Annotated in this window: 15 protein-coding genes; 4 read left to right on the top strand and 11 right to left on the bottom strand. The window is 52.4% G+C overall.

Features of this window, described 5'->3' with window-relative positions; all coding sequences use genetic code 11:
• Positions 1–119 precede the first annotated feature (119 nt).
• A complete protein-coding gene (gene csiE, locus C3D30_RS07170; protein WP_105286666.1) occupies positions 120–1,394 on the top strand; it encodes a stationary phase inducible protein CsiE in 1,275 nt (424 codons plus the stop codon).
• Here csiE and C3D30_RS07165 read toward each other — a convergent pair whose 3' ends face one another.
• Entirely contained in the window at positions 1,395–2,534 is a 1,140-nt protein-coding gene (locus C3D30_RS07165) for a 3-phenylpropionate MFS transporter (RefSeq protein ID WP_000244170.1), read from the bottom strand.
• Positions 2,535–2,790: 256 nt separating this feature from the next.
• Here C3D30_RS07165 and C3D30_RS07160 point away from each other — a divergent pair, with 256 nt between their 5' ends.
• Entirely contained in the window at positions 2,791–3,213 is a 423-nt protein-coding gene (locus C3D30_RS07160) for a DoxX family protein (RefSeq protein ID WP_021551228.1), read from the top strand.
• A gap of 115 nt (positions 3,214–3,328) precedes the next feature.
• Here C3D30_RS07160 and C3D30_RS07155 read toward each other — a convergent pair whose 3' ends face one another.
• From C3D30_RS07155 to C3D30_RS07130, 6 genes are all read right to left on the bottom strand, one after another.
• Positions 3,329–4,201 carry an aldose 1-epimerase gene (locus C3D30_RS07155; protein WP_105286665.1) on the bottom strand — a complete coding sequence of 291 codons (873 nt, stop codon included), beginning with the start codon at positions 4,199–4,201 and terminating at the stop codon, positions 3,329–3,331.
• 11 nt (positions 4,202–4,212) lie between these two features.
• Positions 4,213–5,307, bottom strand: coding sequence for a zinc-dependent alcohol dehydrogenase family protein (locus C3D30_RS07150; protein ID WP_024191155.1), 1,095 nt, complete (start codon positions 5,305–5,307; stop codon positions 4,213–4,215).
• A 32-nt stretch (positions 5,308–5,339) separates the two neighbouring features.
• On the bottom strand, positions 5,340–6,338 hold the full coding sequence (locus C3D30_RS07145) for an ABC transporter permease (protein WP_105286664.1): 999 nt from the start codon (positions 6,336–6,338) through the stop codon (positions 5,340–5,342).
• A gap of 24 nt (positions 6,339–6,362) precedes the next feature.
• A complete protein-coding gene (locus C3D30_RS07140; RefSeq protein ID WP_105286663.1) occupies positions 6,363–7,874 on the bottom strand; it encodes a sugar ABC transporter ATP-binding protein in 1,512 nt (503 codons plus the stop codon).
• Between the two features lie 22 nt (positions 7,875–7,896).
• Entirely contained in the window at positions 7,897–8,880 is a 984-nt protein-coding gene (locus C3D30_RS07135) for a substrate-binding domain-containing protein (RefSeq protein WP_001124983.1), read from the bottom strand.
• Positions 8,881–8,976: 96 nt separating this feature from the next.
• Positions 8,977–12,258, bottom strand: coding sequence for a DUF5107 domain-containing protein (locus C3D30_RS07130; protein WP_105286662.1), 3,282 nt, complete (start codon positions 12,256–12,258; stop codon positions 8,977–8,979).
• 117 nt (positions 12,259–12,375) lie between these two features.
• On the opposite strand from C3D30_RS07130, the gene C3D30_RS07125 reads away from it, so the two are divergent.
• Complete coding sequence (locus C3D30_RS07125; RefSeq protein WP_105286661.1) at positions 12,376–13,569, top strand: ROK family protein; 1,194 nt, start codon at positions 12,376–12,378, stop codon at positions 13,567–13,569.
• Between the two features lie 63 nt (positions 13,570–13,632).
• On the opposite strand, the gene glyA is transcribed toward C3D30_RS07125, so the two are convergent.
• Complete coding sequence (gene glyA / locus C3D30_RS07120) at positions 13,633–14,886, bottom strand: serine hydroxymethyltransferase (protein ID WP_000919159.1); 1,254 nt, start codon at positions 14,884–14,886, stop codon at positions 13,633–13,635.
• Between the two features lie 327 nt (positions 14,887–15,213).
• Between glyA and hmpA the strand changes: the two genes are divergently transcribed.
• Positions 15,214–16,404 (top strand): NO-inducible flavohemoprotein, encoded by a 1,191-nt coding sequence (hmpA, locus tag C3D30_RS07115; RefSeq protein WP_105285149.1) that lies wholly within the window; start codon positions 15,214–15,216, stop codon positions 16,402–16,404.
• A 43-nt stretch (positions 16,405–16,447) separates the two neighbouring features.
• Here hmpA and glnB read toward each other — a convergent pair whose 3' ends face one another.
• From glnB to qseG, 3 genes are read right to left on the bottom strand one after another with little or no spacing between them, the layout of a single operon-like run.
• The gene (glnB, locus tag C3D30_RS07110) at positions 16,448–16,786 is read right to left on the bottom strand and encodes a nitrogen regulatory protein P-II (protein ID WP_000717694.1); all 339 of its coding nucleotides are present in this window, start codon (positions 16,784–16,786) and stop codon (positions 16,448–16,450) included.
• Positions 16,787–16,846: 60 nt separating this feature from the next.
• On the bottom strand, positions 16,847–18,181 hold the full coding sequence (glrR, locus tag C3D30_RS07105) for a two-component system response regulator GlrR (RefSeq protein WP_105286660.1): 1,335 nt from the start codon (positions 18,179–18,181) through the stop codon (positions 16,847–16,849).
• Positions 18,171–18,884 (bottom strand): two-component system QseEF-associated lipoprotein QseG, encoded by a 714-nt coding sequence (qseG, locus tag C3D30_RS07100; RefSeq protein WP_016158798.1) that lies wholly within the window; start codon positions 18,882–18,884, stop codon positions 18,171–18,173. The genes glrR and qseG overlap by 11 nt, the downstream gene beginning before the upstream one ends.
• Positions 18,885–18,905: the final 21 nt, after the last annotated feature.

Here is an 18,905-nt window from a genome sequence, read left to right as displayed (position 1 = left end):
TTATATCGATAAAAATTCTGTGATGTCTGCCAGCATTTCTGATAATTAGCATTCCATTCCCCATTTCCCTAAGCAAACTTTAGCTATTCTTATCAATTATGCTTATGGGAGATCTACAGATGATGTCTACACTTGCTCCACCATCTGTCCTTTCTGCTCCCCAGCGCCGCTGCCAGATCTTGCTGACACTATTTCAGCCGGGGTTGACCGCCACCACGGCCACTCTCAGCGAGCTTAATGGTGTGGATGATAATATTGCGGTTCGCGATATCAGCGAAACAGGACGGGAAATCCTCCGCTATCACCAGCTCACGCTCACCACTGGTTATGACGGTAGCTACCGGGTTGAAGGTACAGTACTTAACCAACGTTTATGTTTATTTCACTGGCTACGACGCGGTTTCCGTTTATGTCCATCATTCATCACCAGCCGTTTCACCCCAGCCTTAAAGGAAGAACTGAAGCGCCGGGGGATTGCTCGCAACTTTTACGACGATACCAACCTGCAAGCTTTAATTAATCTCTGTGCACGACGGTTGCAAAAATGCTTTGAAGCGCGTGATGTTCATTTTCTGTGCCTGTATCTGCAATATTGCCTGTTACAACATCATGCCGGGATCTCGCCACAATTTAACCCGCTGCAACGTCGATGGGCTGAGTCCTGTCTTGAGTTTCAGGTAGCACAGGAAATTGGTCGCCACTGGCAACGGCGGGCACGCCAGCCTGTACCACCAGATGAGCCTTTGTTTATGGCGTTGCTCTTTTCCATGTTGCAAGTTCCCAATCCGCTGCAAGATGCTCATCAGCGCGATCGGCAATTACGCCAGGCCATTGTTCGTTTGGTACAACGTTTTCGTGAGCAGGGAAATGTTCGTTTCTATGATGAACAGGGGTTATGCGATCAGCTTTATACTCATCTCGCTCAGGCATTACGCCGCAGTTTGTTTACCATCGGTATTGATAACACCTTGCCAGAAGAGTTCAGCCGACTTTACCCACGCCTGGTTCGTACAACTCGCGCGGCGCTGGCCGGGTTTGAAAGTGAATACAATGTCCGTTTTTCCGATGAGGAAAGTGGCCTGGTGGCGGTGATTTTCGGCGCATGGCTGATGCAAGCAAATGAAATTAACGAAAAAAAGATTATTTTACTGACGGGCAATGACAGTGAAAGAGAAGCGAATATTGAGCAGCAATTGCGCGAACTTACACTATTGCCACTCAATATTAAGCATATATCGGTGAAGACATTTTTACGAAATGGCGCCCCGAGAAACACGGTGCTGATTATTACACCTTATACCATCCCTTTACCGCTCTTTTCGCCGCCGCTGATTCATACGAATCAGATCCTGACCGTACACCAACAGGAGCAGATCCGTAAAATGCTGGAATAGTCAGCATGAGGGAACCACTTTCGGGCGCAAAAACATTGCCGGAAGCGCCACCAGCGCCATCACCCAAAACACGCCATGTCCGAGATATTGATACAGGAAACCGGCGAAGACGGTCATGATAGCGATACTGCCGCCCATCGCGACGGCAGAATAAACTGCCTGTAAACGGATAACCTCGCTTCCCTGACGAGCAGCAATGTAGCGCATGGCGGCCAGGTGGCACACAGTAAAGGTGCCGCAATGCAGAATTTGCACCACTATCAACCACGCTAGCTCAGTGGTTGCCCCCATAATGCCCCAACGTACTACCCCGCAAATCGCCGAGATCAACAACATATCGCGGGCGCTACAGCGACGAAAAAGTTTGTTACTCAGCGCAAAGATAATGACTTCCGCCACTACACCAAGCGACCATAAATAGCCCACCGCCGAAGCCGAGTAACCCGCAGCCTGCCAGTATATGGCGCTAAAACCGTAATATGCCGCGTGCGCCCCCTGCAATAGACAAACGCAGGCCAGAAAGCGCCAGTTCTGGCGAACCAGCGCCAGCCAGGCCGGCCACCCCGTGCTCTCTTGCTGGCGGCTCTCCCCTTGCGGTTGAATGGTCGGGCGAATCAGAAAACCAAGTAGCATGGATGCCACGCCCAACGTCAACAGCGCGAGGATCACCCGATAATCAAACACGCTGACCAGTTTGCCCGTCAGCGCCGAACCAATGACAAACGCCACTGAGCCCCAAAGTCGCACTTTGCCGTAATCAAGCGGGAACTGCTTTTGCCAGGTATTCGCCAGCGCGTCAGTTAACGGCACCAGCGGTGAGAAAAAGAGGTTAAAACCAACCATCACAAGCATCAGCCATGCCACATGCGCGCCAGCCCAGAAGGCGATGGCGAACAGCAGTGTCAACAACGCCAGTACACGAAGTGCAGAAATCAGGCGAGAAGGATCGCTGACGCGGGGCGCAATTATCAAACTGCCGAGAAAACGGGCAACCAGCCCTGCCCCCAACAACAGGCCGATAGTTTCTGGCGTTAAGCCAATCCCCTTAAGCCAGACGCTCCAGAAAGGTAGAAAAATACCGTAGCTAAAAAAGTATGTGAAATAACCGAGCGCCAGCCAGCGCGTGGATTGCAAAACCATGAGTCCCTCCCGTCAGGAGGCGTTAGTCTGAAGTTAATCGAATGTTGTTGCAAGTTGAAAAATAAGAAAATCAGGGCCACTTCCAGTACACCATTCTGGAAAAAATTATCGTTAATACCACTAACAAAATATCACCTACAGAAAATGTGCTGGATGTTGACCTGGATAATTACCAAATTTCTCATCTGCTGAGGCGTGGCGAGGTGCGAGTGTGTGTATTACGTTTAAATCACATTATCTTGCAAAGGGATTGGTTATGAACACACTACGTTATTTTGATTTTGGCGCAGCCCGCCCCGTGTTGTTATTAATTGCTCGTATTGCCGTCATCTTAATTTTCATTATTTTTGGTTTTCCCAAAATGATGGGCTTTGACGGCACGGTACAATATATGGCCTCGCTGGGTGCGCCGATGCCGATGCTGGCAGCCATTATTGCGGTAGTTATGGAAGTCCCCGCCGCGATATTAATCGTGCTTGGCTTTTTCACCCGTCCGCTGGCGGTGCTGTTTATTTTCTACACGCTGGGTACGGCGGTGATTGGTCACCATTACTGGGATATGACCGGGGATGCAGTTGGGCCAAATATGATTAATTTCTGGAAGAATGTCAGTATTGCTGGCGCATTCCTGCTGCTGGCAATTACCGGGCCGGGGGCAATTTCTCTCGATCGGCGTTAGGAAAGATGCCGGATGCGGCGAATACAAGGCCTGATAAGACGCGATAAGCGTCGCATCAGGCATGGTGCACCGATTGCTACAAAATTGAAATTACCCGCATCCGGCATTCTATAAATTACAGCAACTCAACCCGCAACGACATCTCTGAGGTTGTTGACTCCCCCGGCGCAAGTGCAACGAGGTCACCACCTTCCGGGCGATGATGGTCATCCGGCGCATGGCTCATCGGTTCCAGACAGAAGAAATCAAACGCATATCCTTTATCAAATGCGGGGTCGGAGACAAAGATGAAATAGCACGGCGCAGGCGGCATCGTTTCCATAGTGATGGCATAACCCTCCTGCGGCTGCTCAATGCGTGCCTGACCATTCCAGCCGGCAAAACCATTATTCACCCACTGGCGCGGCAACGGCGCGAGCTGGTTAAAATCCAGTTCCTGCGGTAGCTGCTCGCAAAACTCACCCGCCAGCCACTGCTCCCGTTCCAGCCAATAACCGCTCGCCTGTGCCTGAATCCGCGTTTGTGGTGACAACGGAAAATAAGGATGCCAGCCGGTACCAAATGGCAGCATCTCTGCCCCTTGATTGGTGACAGAGAGCGTCACCGTCAGCGTATCTGCCGTTAAATGAAACGCCTGACTTACCCGATAGTGATAAACACCACTGCGATGTTCATACACCAGGCACAAGCTATCATCACTGCGCGTTACACATTGCCACTCGCCCAGCCAGCCATCGCCGTGCAGATAATGCGCATCCCACTCAACATTCGGTTGCAGTTGATACTCTCGCTCCTGCCAGACAAAACGGTTACCGCTCACCCGGTTTGCAAACGGCACCAGCGGAAAACAGGAGGCATCGGTTGCCACACCGCTTTTTTTACCAGGACGTAAGAGCGGCGTCGTATCACGCCAGAAACCTTCTATGACACCGCCCTGGTCAGAAACATCCAGCTTTAGCGCCCCGTGAGATAAGGTATAGATGGTCATTCGCTAACTCCTTAATCCGGGAAGTTAATCACGACTTTGCCGCATTTGCCGCTTGCCATCAGCGCATAAGCATCACCGGCCTGTTCCAGTGAGAAGCGGTGGGTAATGGCGTTACGCGGCCACAGTTTCCAGTCGGTCAAATCGTGGGCGCATTTTTCCATATGGAACAGACTGGTCACCCAGGAGCCAATAATCCGCCGTTGATGATGCATCAGATCGGCGCTGACCTCGAACTCCACTTTTCCGGTTTCTCCGATGTAAACCACGCGCCCCCAGTCGGCGGTGGATTGCAAGGCCAGCAAGCGCCCTGCGGCATTACCGGAACAATCGAGCGCAACATCTGCGCCGCCGTGGGTGAGTTCGGCGATTATCTGCGGCAGACCTTCGGTGGTTGCTAAATAACCGTGATCCATCACGCCTAACTGTTTCGCCATCGCCAGACGTTCCGGCAGCATATCAACGCCGATGATCCGTTTCGCACCGCGACCTTTCGCCAGCATCATCGCCATCATGCCGACCGGCCCCAGACCGACCACCAGCACGTTATCGCTGCCTGAGACTTCGCCGCGCAAAATCCCTTCATACGCCGTGCCAACGCCGCAACTGATAAACGCACCATCTTCGTAGCTCAGCGCATCCGGCAGGAGGATCAGATCTTTTTCTTCCGCCAGCAAGTATTCGGCATGACCGCCGTCACGCTGCCAGCCGTAAGCCGCTTTTCCTTCGCCAGTACAAGAGATAGGAAAACCGCGACGGCAGTTCGGGCAAAAACCACAGCCAGAAATGTGATACACCAGCACGCGGTCGCCCTCTTTAAAATGGCGGCACCCCTGCCCCATCGCTACAATCTGCCCGCACGGTTCATGACCGTTGATAAATCCCTGGTATAACGGTTTATCGGGCGCCGCCGCCGTGGCGCGGTGTTGATGATAGATATAGTGGACATCGCTTCCGCAAATCCCGGAGGATTTCATTTTGATCAATACCTGGTTAATCCCCGGCGTCGGCATCGCAACTTCCCGCAGATCAACGGTCGAATTTCCTGGTAAATAAGCTGCCAGCATCGTTTTCATAAGTCCCTCATTAACAATACGATTAATTTTCATCCCTGCCGCACCCGCGCCAGGGGCGTTAAGGTTTAGCGTTTCGCTTTAGTGCTTCGCTGGGTCAGCAAGATATTCGCCAGCACCGCCACCACGATGATGACGCCGCGTACCACCTGCTGGAAAAAGGAGTTAATCCCGAGCAACACCAGACCGTTACCGATTAGCGTAATCACCAGTACGCCAAGCAACGTACCGAACAGCGAGCCACGACCGCCTGAAAGCGCCGTACCGCCGACCACGACCGCAGCAATGACATCAAACTCCAGCCCGTTTGCGGCACCTGCGTTACCGGAACCGAGACGAGCAGCCAGCAAAATCCCGGTGACTGCTGCTAATACTCCCGAAAGAGTAAAGATAAGAATGCGCACCCGACGAACGTTAATACCGCACAACTGCGCTGCCGTGGCATTACCGCCAACAGCAAACACCGAACGCCCAAAAGCGGTTTTACGGCTAATGAACACAAACAGCGCAAACAACACCATCATGATCAGCGCGGATACCGGCACGCCGAGAAATTGCCCGCCCAGCCAGTCCAGCACCTCGTTTTCGTCAATAGGCACTGGCAGGGCGTTCGTCATAAACAAGCCCATCCCGCGCAGGGCGCTCCACAACCCCAGAGTGGCCACGAAACTTGGCACGTTAAACACACCGCGCAGCACCCCGGCGAGCGTTCCCATCAGCGCGCCTAACAGCAACACCAGTAGACACGCTACCGCCAGCGGAACTTCAAATTGCAGCAAAAATGCCAGGCACACCGAGACAAAAGCCACCATCGGTCCAACGCTGACATCAATTTCACCGGAGATAATAATCAGCGTCATCGCCCAGGCGGCGATCCCAATGGTGGCGGTATCGCGCAGCACGTTCATCTGGTTATTCAATGAGATAAAGCCAGGCGCGTTCAGAGAGAAGACCAGATAAAGAATGGCGATCACCACCAGCAAACCGATCTCATTAATATGGCGACTGACAAATTGTTTGAGCGAGACGCTCTTGCCCTGCGGCAATGGTAATGACGAAGCAGACATCTTCAGGTTCCTCGGTAAAATTCATCAGTGCACAGACAGAATGGCGGACATCAGCTCATCCACATTGACCGGCGAGTGAAACTCCTGCGAGAACGTACCGTGCTGTAATAACAGGATGCGGTCACACACCAGCGGCAACTCCTCCACTTCACTGGAGATAAACACCACGCTTTTTCCTTCGGCAGCCAGCTCGCGGACAATACGGTAAATCTGCTGTTTGGCTTCGATATCGACGCCACGCGTTGGCTCGTCAAGCAACAAAATCTGGCTGGCGGCATAGACCCAACGACCGATCACTACTTTTTGCTGATTACCGCCAGAAAGCGTGCCGATGGGCGTTTCGCTACTGGCGGCCTTGACCGTCATCCGCTGCATCACCTCTTCGGTCAGGCGGCGGATGGTGGACCATTGCAGCACACCGTTGGCGCTGATTTTTTGCCGATTGGTCAGCACTGTATTTTCGTCAACGCCCAGCCAGGGAATGATCCCCGCTTCTTTGCGATTTTCTGGGGTATAGCCAATGCCGCGTTTCAGCATGTCGCCGTAATCGGGGCGGGCGATTTTCTCGCCGTTGATAACAATCTCACCCTGCTCATACGCTTCCAGCCCAACAATCGCTTTCAGCAATTCACTACGCCCTGCACCCAGCAGGCCAGCAATGCCAAGCACTTCGCCACGACGCAGGGAAAAACTGATCTCCGTAAGTTTGGGTCTGTGGCGTAACGCGCGGACTTCCAGCACGGCCTGCTCTGCAATGTCCTGAGCGACAACCGGCGCAATATCAACGTGATCGCGCCCGAGCATCAGCGACACAATATGACGCGTGGAGGTATTTTCGAGCATCACATCACCCGCCACCTGACCATCGCGCATGACGGTGGCGCAGGAAGCGATACGGCGGATTTCTTCCATCCGGTGGCTGACATAAATCACCGCTACGCCAAGTGCCGACATCTTTTTCACTGCGCTTATCACCAGTTCAACTTCCGCACTGGCAAGCGAACTGGTGGGTTCATCAAGAATGACCACGCGCGGCTCGCCCTTCATCACCCGCGCAATTTCCACCAGTTGCTTTTGCGCCGGACTTAGCGTTGAAACAAGTTGTTCAGGGCTAACATCAACACCCAGCGCCTGTAAGCAACGTTGGGCATCCTGCGCCATTTGCAGGTAATCAATCATGCCGTTGCGGCGGGGCCACTGACCGAGGCAGAGGTTTTCCGCCACCGTCAGCCCTTCCACCAGACTTAATTCCTGATAAACCGCACGAACCCCCAGTTCAGCGGCACGGCGAGTCAGCGTAGCTTCGTCACCTTCCAGTCGCGTCTCGCCAATCCAGATATCACCGCTGTCCGGACGTTCGCTGCCGGTAAGCATTCGAATGAGGGTCGATTTGCCCGCGCCGTTTTTGCCTAACAGCGCGCGAACTTCGCCTTTATTGAGCGTGAAGTTAACGTTATCCAACGCAACGACGCCGGGGTAACGCTTATTTCCTGCCACCACTTTTGCTACCGGGACTGCCTCTGTTGCCGTGAACATAGGAACCTCTGCGAATCAGCTATTAGGGCAGACCATCAACGTGCGTTGCCAGCCACTGTTTACCGTCTTCCGTTTTGGTATAGAGATCGATAGGCACCTGAATCACTTTGTCACCGTCGGCTTGTTTATTGATAACCTTCAATGTTTGCGCAAAAACAGCATTGCCCATTTTCTTACCGGAAATATCCACCACCGCTTTCAGCACCTGGTTGTTTTCCAGTTCCTGAGCAATTTCAGTCGTCATATCCGAACCGAAAACAGCAATTTTTCCGGCCTGATTTTGATTGCGTACCGCTTTTACCGCGCCGAGTGTCGCACCGCCAGATTCCCCCATAATGGCGTTGAGATCCGGCGTGGAGATAATCAGTTTTTCACCAACGGAAATCGCTTTATCTAAAACAGTCCCTTCCTGATTAGCGACAATTTGCGCACCGGGAACGCGAGCTTTTAATATTTCTTCAAATCCTTTTCGACGCTGCACACAAACTTCAAAGGCTTCGCAATTGATAACGGCAATTTTCGGTTGAGCAATTTTGTTGGCAATAAAATAATCGGCAGCAGCGTTACCCAGCTTTTTACCAAATTCTAGCGGATCGCCGACCAGATACGCCGAGACATATTTATCGACGCCCTTCTGATTAATACAGGTGTTGTAGCAAATCACCGGAATACCCGCTTCACTGGCGCGACGAACGGTGCGGCTGCTGCCATTTTCAGAAACAGCAGATAAAATAATAGCATCGACATTACGCGCCACGAGCGTATCAACAAAAGTACTTTCTTTCGAAATATCGCCCTGCGCGTTAGTTTCTATTAACTGAACCTGTACTGAGGAATCTTTTGCCGCATCCTGAACACCCTGACGCACACCGGCATAATATCCCTGAGTATCAAGATATATTGCGCCAATGGTCATTTCTTTTTCCGCAGCCCTGGCAAATAGTGCGCTACCTAATAGCGTAGCCATTAATAATAGATTACGGGTTATTCTGCTTTTTTTAGGCATAGTGCCTCCTGTAGGGTTTTTATTAACAACGGCTTATTCTAATTATTTAGTGATGAGCGGCAGTGCGTGCCGCTCAAAGATTACAGTTAATAGGGTTTAGTGAACGTAGTTAAAAATAAAAGGCATCACGGTGGTGAATAATGCTGCTTTCGGCCAGGCCGGATTAATCGCCGTCAATTCAGCGCGAGCAGATTCATATTGCGCAATCTCCCCTAATCCCGCTGCCGCCAGCATCGCCACCATCAGGCATTTTTCTTTATGCTGCTGTTGTAAATCGCCATACAGCGACAACAAGTCGGGTTGCGAGACGGCAAAGAAATCCGCTTCGATACTGGTTTTCGCCATCTCTTGTGCCCACTGTTTCATTTCAGTGAACAGTTGTTGTGCGGTTTGTTGTTCGCCCAGCAATCGCAGCGCCATCCCTTGCCAGAAGAGATAATCAACTGGCTGATCGTTGTAATAACTGTGGATGTTGATGGTGCGATCGCCGGTCGCCGCCAGGCGTAAACAACGCGTCGCCTCAGCTTCATCACCCTGCGCTTTGGCGCATACTGCCTGCCAGAACCAGATGTCATTATCAGTCTGCCCCGGTAAACGGCCTTCGCTCAAATTCTCCGGGTAATGCAGCGCGGCATGAAGCAGTTCGCTGGCCTGCTGCGGCTGTCTGGCATCAAGATGGTGCCAGGCACGTAACAACTGATTGAGGATAAACTGGCTGGTGACCTTCCCTTCTCCGCCTTCCCACGGGTGGAATTTGCGCGTGGCGAGAATATCTGCCGCTTTGTTTGCCTGACCGGTGAGATGCCACAAATTGAGCAGTTCTGCGGTCATGTCGTCGCGTTTCAGGGCAATTGCCAGATTATTTTCCAGACGCGCCAGTCGTTTCTCCGGTGCAGCCCCGGTTAACTTATCCAGCAAATCCCGTTCGAAAAGCAGACGAGCATCCTGCGGCGCAAGTTGATAAGCATTATCAAGATAACGGGCAGCCAGTTCATAATCATGCTGTTTATTCCACGCATGGATCGCCAACCCGCGCCAGCCATCGGCAAACTCCGGCGTCATCTCTACGCAACGTTGCCATAACGCTATCGCTTTGCCATAACTGCGCTTGTTGTAGTGGAAACAGGCCAGTAAATGACGGGCGAACCAGCACTCTTCAATACTCTCCAGTGCCGCGACTTCTTCCAGCGTATTCGGGAAACGAACAAACTGCGGGAACACGTCAATGGCTTTCGCAATCAATTCGCCGCGCTCAGCTTTCGGCAACAAACTGGCTTGCAGATAAAGCGGCAGCGTTCGCTGGCAGTCCAGTGCGTTCAGCATCTCTGCCGCCAGGGCGGGCATTCCCCAGTTAATCAGTTGCCCGGCGGTCATCAGGGCGTTAACGTCACGCCCCTGACACAGACCACGCCACTGCGTGAGGGCTGACTCGGTACGACCATCGAACCAGTTCAGCCACCACAGGGTGGCGTTCAGCGGATAATCGCGCAGCAGTTTCTCGCGCTGCAAACGCGCGTTGTCCTGACGACCGCTTAACACCAGCAGCAGATTATGCAGGCACAGCACTTGCTGATTGGTTGGGCAGGCGCGCAGACTTTGTTGGCAAAAATCCAGACCAGCGTCGAAGTTACCATTACGCGCCGCCAGCCGTGCCAGACCATAATAGCCGCCTGCTTTACTGTTACCGCTCCAGACCGAACGCCAGAAATCTTCTTCAGCTTGTTGATATTGCCCCTGACGCTCATACGCACTGGCGCGAATCAAACTTGCCTGTCCGCACTGCGGGTTTTTGTTCAGCGCATGTGCGCGTTTCAGCGCCTGACTGGCATACGCCACCGCTTGCGGGAAATCGGCACGGTTATATTCCAGCATCGCCAGCGCCAGGTTACAGCGATAATCCAGCGGATCCAACGCCACGCCGCGCAGGTAGTAATCGAACGGTGAACGGCTGGCATGATGGTATTGCTCCAGATGCTGACCGATAAACCAGGCTTCATCTGTACTGGTAATGTCTTGCGCTGCCAGTGGCGCTTTGGCGACGTCCGGCAGCGGCAACTCTTGCGGCTGATGTTCCTGATAACTCAGAACAATATTGCCGTCAGCATCGGAAAGTTCGATGGTCAATCTGTCCGGCTCAATACCGTGCAACACGCCCTGGATGGCGGTCGCTGGCGTCAGGGCCACGGTATCGTTAAGTAACGCTTCGCGCTTGCCGATTTCGCGGATCGCCAGACGGTATCCGTTCAACGGGGAGATGGCATACAGCCCCCACTCAATCCCCCGCTCGCTACGCTGTAATTTAATCACCGCATCGCGGGAGGCGTTTTGCACCATGCCCAGAGAATGGTAAGGCAGGAAATACTGCTCGAAACGCTTCTCTTCGTAAGCATCAAGCCAGGTAAAATCGGGTTGGTTATCAGCAAAAATGCCGGTCATCAGCTCGATATACGGACCGTTATTGTCGGTCAGGCTCTTATCCCACGCCTGGCCAAATTCACTGTGTCCCCAGCTCCACTGTTTTTTACCCGGCGCAATGTGGTGGTTGGCAACGTGTAATAAACCGCCATCTTCATCGTGACACCACGCGCCGACAAAATCGTACTGTGATTTTTCAGCCATATATGAGGTTGGAACGGGCACGTTTTTATAACGCGAAATGTCCACGCCGGCGGAGTAGTCCACTTTGTAATAGGTGCCGGTGGCGATGGGGAAAGCGGAGACGGCCCGTTTGCCGTGATCAAATACCGCCGTTACATCCGGCGGGAAGACGCTCTGATGCCCTTCCCCCCCTTTCACTGCCGGGTTGGCCCACCACAAGAAATGACGCGGTGTGGCGTTGCCGTTATAGACGCGGCTGGCAATCTCCAGTGCGGCACGGTCAGGGCGCAGCGTGAAGCCTGTCATCACCTGTAGACCGTGCATCGGCTCCGTCTCACCAACCCACACGGTCTGTGCACCGTCTTCATGGGATTCAATGGTGAAATCAACGGGCATAAAGGTGGTCGGGCGATGGTGTTGCGGCCAGTTAAACTCAATCCCGCCGGAGATCCACGGCCCCAGCAGCCCGACCAGCGCCGGTTTAATGACTTCATTGTGATAGACAAAATCTCGCTGTTTCACTTTATCCCACGCGCGATGCACCCGACCGCCCAGCTCCGGCAGGATCATCACTTTGATGTAGTCGTTTTCCAGCCACACCGCCTGCCAGGATTTCAGGATTCTCTGCTCGCTCAGCGTATCCGTCACGCCGTAGGGATAAACTGCGCCGGACGATCCCTGATAAACGCGATTTTCCAGGAACATGGGATGTATATCCTGCGGTCCGGTTTCATAGGTCGGGATCTCAACGCGCTCTTGCCACACTTTTACTGGAGTCATGGTGCCCTCAATATTAACAAGACATACTGAATTAAAAGATTTGTGGCAGTGTATTGAACAATCTGGCAATGTTTTCGCGGAATAATCACGCAATTAACTAAACAAGGTTTAGTGAAGATGAGAGCCTGCATTAACAATCAACAGATTCGCCACCATAACAAATGCGTGATTCTGGAACTGCTGTACCGGCAAAAGCGCGCCAATAAATCAACGCTGGCCCGGCTGGCGCAAATTTCGATTCCGGCGGTAAGTAATATTTTGCAGGAGCTGGAAAGCGAAAAACGGGTGGTGAATATCGATGATGAAAGCCAGACGCGCGGGCATAGTAGCGGTACATGGCTGATTGCGCCGGAAGGTGACTGGACACTGTGTCTGAACGTGACGCCCACCAGTATTGAGTGTCAGGTTGCTAATGCTTGTTTAAGTCCGAAAGGTGAATTTGAGTATTTACAGATTGATGCACCGACGCCGCAGGCGCTGCTGTCCGAAATCGAAAAATGCTGGCATCGCCACCGTAAATTGTGGCCGGACCGTACCATCAACCTGGCGCTGGCAATCCACGGTCAGGTTGACCCAGTGACCGGCGTGTCGCAAACCATGCCGCAAGCGCCGTGGACAACGCCGGTTGAGGTGAAGTATCTGCTGGAAGAGAAGCTCGGCATTCGGGTGATGGTCGATAATGACTGCGTGATGCTGGCGCTGGCGGAGAAATGGCAAAATAATTCGCAGGAACGGGATTTCTGCGTGATCAACGTTGATTACGGTATTGGCTCGTCGTTCGTGATTAACGAGCAAATTTATCGCGGCAGTTTGTATGGTAGCGGACAGATTGGTCACACCATCGTTAATCCGGATGGCGTCGTCTGCGACTGTGGACGTTACGGCTGTCTGGAAACCGTCGCCTCGTTAAGCGCATTGAAAAAGCAGGCGCGGGTATGGCTAAAATCACAACCGGTTAATACGCAACTTGATCCCGAAAAATTGACTACCGCGCAATTAATCACTGCCTGGCAGAGTGGAGAACCGTGGGTCACCAGTTGGGTTGACCGCAGTGCCAACGCCATTGGTTTGAGTCTGTATAACTTCCTCAACATCCTCAATATTAATCAGATTTGGCTGTATGGTCGCAGTTGCACCTTTGGCGAGAACTGGCTTAATACCATAATTCGCCAGACGGGATTTAACCCGTTCGACCGCGACGAAGGACCGAGCGTAAAAGCGACGCAAATTGGCTTTGGGCAATTAAGCCGCGCACAACAGGTGCTGGGGATAGGCTATTTGTATGTTGAAGCACAGTTACGCCAGATTTGATGGCGCGATAAGGTAAAAAGGCTTCCCGGAGGAAGCCTTTTTTCAACAGATTAACCGTTTCGCTTATGCGTAAACCGGGTAACGTGCGCAGATGTCGAGAACTTTACCTTTGATACGCTCGATAACGGCTTCATCATTGATGCTGTCCAGCACGTCACACATCCAGCCAGCCAGTTCTTTCGCTTCTGCTTCTTTGAAGCCGCGACGCGTAATCGCCGGAGTACCCACGCGAATACCGGAGGTCACAAACGGGCTCTTCGGATCGTTCGGTACGCTGTTTTTGTTGACGGTGATGTTAGCACGGCCCAGAGCGGCGTCTGCTTCTTTACCGGTCAGGTTTTTATCTACCAGATCAACCAGGAACAGGTGGTTATCAGTACCGCCAGAAACCACTTTGTAGCCGCGTTCCAGGAACACTTCTACCATCGCTTTAGCGTTTTTAGCGACCTGCTGCTGGTAAGTTTTGAACTCAGGCTCCATCGCTTCTTTCAGAGCAACCGCTTTACCGGCGATTACGTGCATCAACGGACCGCCCTGACCACCAGGGAAAACGGCAGAGTTCAGTTTTTTGTACAGCTCTTCGCTACCACCTTTCGCCAGGATCAGACCGCCGCGCGGACCCGCCAGGGTTTTGTGAGTGGTGGTAGTAACAACGTGAGCATGAGGAACTGGGTTCGGGTAGACGCCAGCAGCAACCAGGCCCGCAACGTGCGCCATATCAACGAACAGGTAAGCACCGATGCTGTCAGCGATTTCACGCATTTTCGCCCAGTCCACCACGCCGGAATAAGCAGAGAAGCCACCGATAATCATTTTCGGCTTGTGTTCTTTGGCTTGTTTTTCCAGATCTGCGTAGTCGATATGACCGGTAGCATCAATACCGTAAGGAACGATGTTGTACAGTTTACCGGAGAAGTTAACCGGAGAACCGTGAGTCAGGTGACCGCCATGAGCCAGGTTCATACCCAGAACGGTATCACCTGGTTCCAGCAGCGCGGTGTAGACCGCAAAGTTAGCCTGGGAGCCGGAGTGCGGCTGGACGTTAGCGTAGTCAGCGCCGAACAGTTCTTTCGCACGATCGATCGCCAGTTGTTCAACGATATCAACATACTCGCAACCGCCGTAGTAGCGTTTGCCCGGATAACCTTCAGCATATTTGTTGGTCAGCTGAGAACCCTGCGCCTGCATTACGCGCGGGCTGGTGTAGTTTTCGGAGGCGATCAGTTCGATGTGCTCTTCCTGACGTACTTTTTCCTGCTCCATAGCCTGCCACAGTTCGGCATCATAATCGGCAATGTTCATTTCACGCTTTAACATCCGCATCTCCTGACTCAGCTAACAATAAAATTTTTGGCCTTTATAGGCGGTCCTGTTGGACAACGGCGAACAGTATAACCGAATCATTGTGCGATAACAGGTCTTGACAAAGGAATTTACGCAAACGATTACCTTCAGGCTGCGCAAGGCTTTGGAGAATAAAGAGCTTGCAACCGGAAACGGATTTCTTTTCAGGTTTGTGATGCAAATTTTTCACTTCATCACATTCTTTCTGAAAAACACCAAAGAACCATTTACATTGCAGGGCTATTTTTTATAAGATGCATTTGAAATACATCAATTAAGATGCAAAAAAAGGAAGACCATATGCTTGACGCTCAAACCATCGCTACAGTAAAAGCCACCATCCCTTTACTGGTGGAAACAGGGCCAAAGTTAACCGCCCATTTCTACGACCGTATGTTTACTCATAACCCAGAACTCAAAGAAATTTTTAACATGAGTAACCAGCGTAATGGCGATCAACGTGAAGCCCTGTTTAACGCCATTGCCGCCTACGCCAGTAATATTGAAAACCTGCCTGCGCTGCTGCCAGCCGTAGAAAAAATCGCTCAGAAGCATACTAGCTTCCAGATCAAACCGGAACAGTACAACATCGTCGGTGAACACCTGTTGGCGACCCTGGACGAAATGTTCAGCCCGGGGCAGGAAGTGCTGGACGCGTGGGGTAAAGCCTATGGCGTACTGGCTAATGTATTTATCAATCGCGAGGCGGAAATCTATAACGAAAACGCCAGCAAAGCCGGTGGCTGGGAAGGTACTCGCGATTTCCGCATTGTGGCTAAAACACCGCGCAGTGCGCTTATCACCAGCTTCGAACTGGAACCAGTCGACGGTGGCGCAGTGGCAGAATACCGTCCGGGGCAATATCTCGGTGTCTGGCTGAAACCGGAAGGTTTCCCGCATCAGGAAATTCGTCAGTACTCTTTGACCCGTAAACCTGATGGCAAAGGCTATCGTATTGCGGTGAAACGCGAAGACGGCGGACAGGTTTCTAACTGGCTGCACAATCACGCCAATGTTGGCGATGTCGTGAAGCTGGTGGCTCCGGCGGGTGATTTCTTTATGGATGTGACAAATGACACACCGGTAACCTTAATCTCTGCCGGTGTCGGTCAGACGCCAATGCTGGCTATGCTCGATACGCTGGCAAAAGCAGGCCATAGCGCACAGGTGAACTGGTTCCATGCGGCAGAAAATGGCGATGTTCACGCCTTTGCTGATGAAGTTAAGGAACTGGGGCAAGCACTGCCGCGCTTTACCGCGCATACCTGGTATCGTCAGCCGAGCGAGGCCGATCGCGCGAAAGGCCAGTTTGATAGCGAAGGTCTGATGGATTTAAGCAAACTGGAAGGTGCGTTCAGCGATCCGGCCATGCAGTTCTATCTCTGCGGTCCGGTGGGCTTCATGCAGTTTGCCGCGAAACAGTTAGTGGATCTGGGCGTGAAGCAGGAAAACATTCATTACGAATGCTTTGGCCCGCATAAGGTGCTGTGATTTGATATTGCCGGATGGAAACATCCGGCAACCCTGACGCGGTTTAAATCGCCGCATCGTCCTCTTCACCGGTACGGATACGAATAACCCGTGCCACGTCAAAGACGAAGATTTTACCGTCACCGATCTTGCCGGTTTGCGCCGTGCGAATAATGGTATCGACACAGGTATCGACAATGTCGTCTGGTACGACAATCTCAATTTTCACCTTCGGCAGAAAATCCACCATATACTCCGCGCCGCGATACAGCTCGGTATGGCCTTTCTGGCGGCCAAAACCTTTCACCTCGGTGACCGTCATGCCGGTAATGCCGACTTCAGCCAGTGCTTCGCGGACATCGTCCAGCTTGAAGGGTTTAATAATCGCATCAATCTTTTTCATGCTATTCCTTGAAAAGGTCGCCTGTCTTCTGATCTGCTAAACGTAACACATTACGCCAATTCATTCCTTGAAATCGTTTGCATCCAGCTCGTGTCGGGAAAGCAGTTTATAAAATTCTGTCCGGTTGCGCCCCGCCATTCTCGCCGCATGGGTGACGTTACCTTTAGTGATTTGCAGAAGCTTGCGCAAGTAGTTGAGTTCAAACTGATTACGCGCCTCAACAAAGGTTGGCAACGCGGTGTTTTCGCCCTCCAGCGCCTGCTCCACCAGCGCATCACTAATTACCGGGGATGAGGTCAGCGCCACGCACTGTTCAATCACGTTGACCAACTGACGAACATTACCTGGCCAGGTGGCGGTCATCAGGCGTTTCATTGCATCGGTGGAGAACGCGCGAACAAAGGGTTTATGTCGCTCTGCTGCCTGGCGCAACAAGTGATTTGCCAGCAGTGGAATATCTTCCGTGCGCTCCGCCAGTGCCGGAATTTTCAGGCTGACAACGTTGAGGCGGTAATAAAGATCTTCGCGAAACTCCCCGCGCGCCATCGCTTTTGGCAAGTCGCGGTGAGTCGCAGAAATAATCCGCACGTCGATATCAATATCGCGGTTACTGCCCAGCGGGCGAACTTTACGCTCCTGCAACACGCGCAGCAGTTTGACCTGCAAAGGCGCGGGCATATCGCCAATCTCATCGAGAAATAACGTACCGCCTTCCGCCGCCTGGAATAAGCCCTCGCGATTGCTGACGGCGCCAGTAAAAGCACCGCGTGCATGACCAAACAGCTCCGACTCCAGCAACTGCTCGGGTAATGCGCCACAGTTAATAGCAATAAACGGTTTACTCTTACGCGGGCTGGCGTTGTGGATCGCCTGGGCGAATATCTCTTTCCCGGTGCCGCTCTGACCGTTAATCAAAACGCTAACGTCTGATTGCGCCACCAGCCGCGCCTGTTCCAGCAAACGCAACATCAGTGGACTGCGGGTAACAATCGCCTCACTCCAGCGTTCGTCTGTGGCTGGCGCGGATTGCTCCAGCGCATCGTCAATTGCCTGATACAACGCGTCTTTATCAACAGGTTTGGTGAGGAAACTGAACACGCCCTGCTGTGTCGCGGCAACAGCATCAGGAATGGAACCATGCGCGGTAAGAATGATTACTGGCATACCCGGCTGCACTTTCTGGATTTCAGCAAACAGCTGCATACCGTCCATTTCATCCATTCGCAGGTCGCTGATGACTAAATCTACTTTTTCGCGATTCAGTACCCGTAATCCTTCTGCACCACTTTCTGCCGTGACCACACTGTAGCCTTCGCTGGTCAAACGCAGGCCAAGTAATTTCAGCAATCCAGGATCATCATCCACCAATAATAAATGCGCAGGTTTATGGCTCATCAGGGGTGACCTCACTGGTAGATGATGCGGGCGTTTCGCTCTCGTGTGGCGCGTCCGGGACAAAATTTCCAGCCGGTTTGCGGGTCGAGAGCTGACGTTCAATATCGGTCAGATTTTCCAGCTTGCGGGTGGTGAGTTCCAGTTGCTGCTGTAGAACGTGATGCTGCTGGCGCAAGGTATCCAGTTCGCTGTCGCTGGACTGCTGGAGTTTACTGTAGCGTTGGCGCTCTTGTGCCAGTTGCAATTGTAACGCCTGATCGTCGCGCCAGAGTTGATACAGCGGTCGAACCTGCGCCGGGATCTCAGTACTTAACGCGTCTATGCGCGCGACCATCTGGCGACGCTCATACGGCGTAATTTTAGCGTCGGCGAGCAAAATCCCCTGTTTAAAGGTATTTTGCCAGCTGCCGTCGCCATACTTACGGGCTTGCTGGCGCGACTGCGCTGGCATTAAACGGTTGGCACAATCCATCGCCCGTAGCCAGTAAAGCGGATTAGTTTCGGTTGATTTACCTTGCAGCGCCCAGATGTCGCTACATTCGGTAGAAAGATAGTCAGCCAGTTGATAAACCGGAATTTTTTCTTGTGCAGACGTATCTATGGCAGGCTTATCGTGACTCTGCACACAACCCAGCAACGCCAGACAAGGCAACCCTGCCAGCCACAGCCGTCGGGGCAATAATCGTTGAAAAATGTGTCGCATATTCACCAGACTTAGAGCCTA

This window comes from Escherichia sp. MOD1-EC5433, from assembly GCF_002966005.1.
GTDB classification, from domain to species: Bacteria; Pseudomonadota; Gammaproteobacteria; order Enterobacterales; family Enterobacteriaceae; genus Escherichia; species Escherichia ruysiae.
The sequence above is the reverse complement of the archived record's forward strand: the minus strand, read 5'-3'. Positions and strand labels throughout refer to the sequence as shown.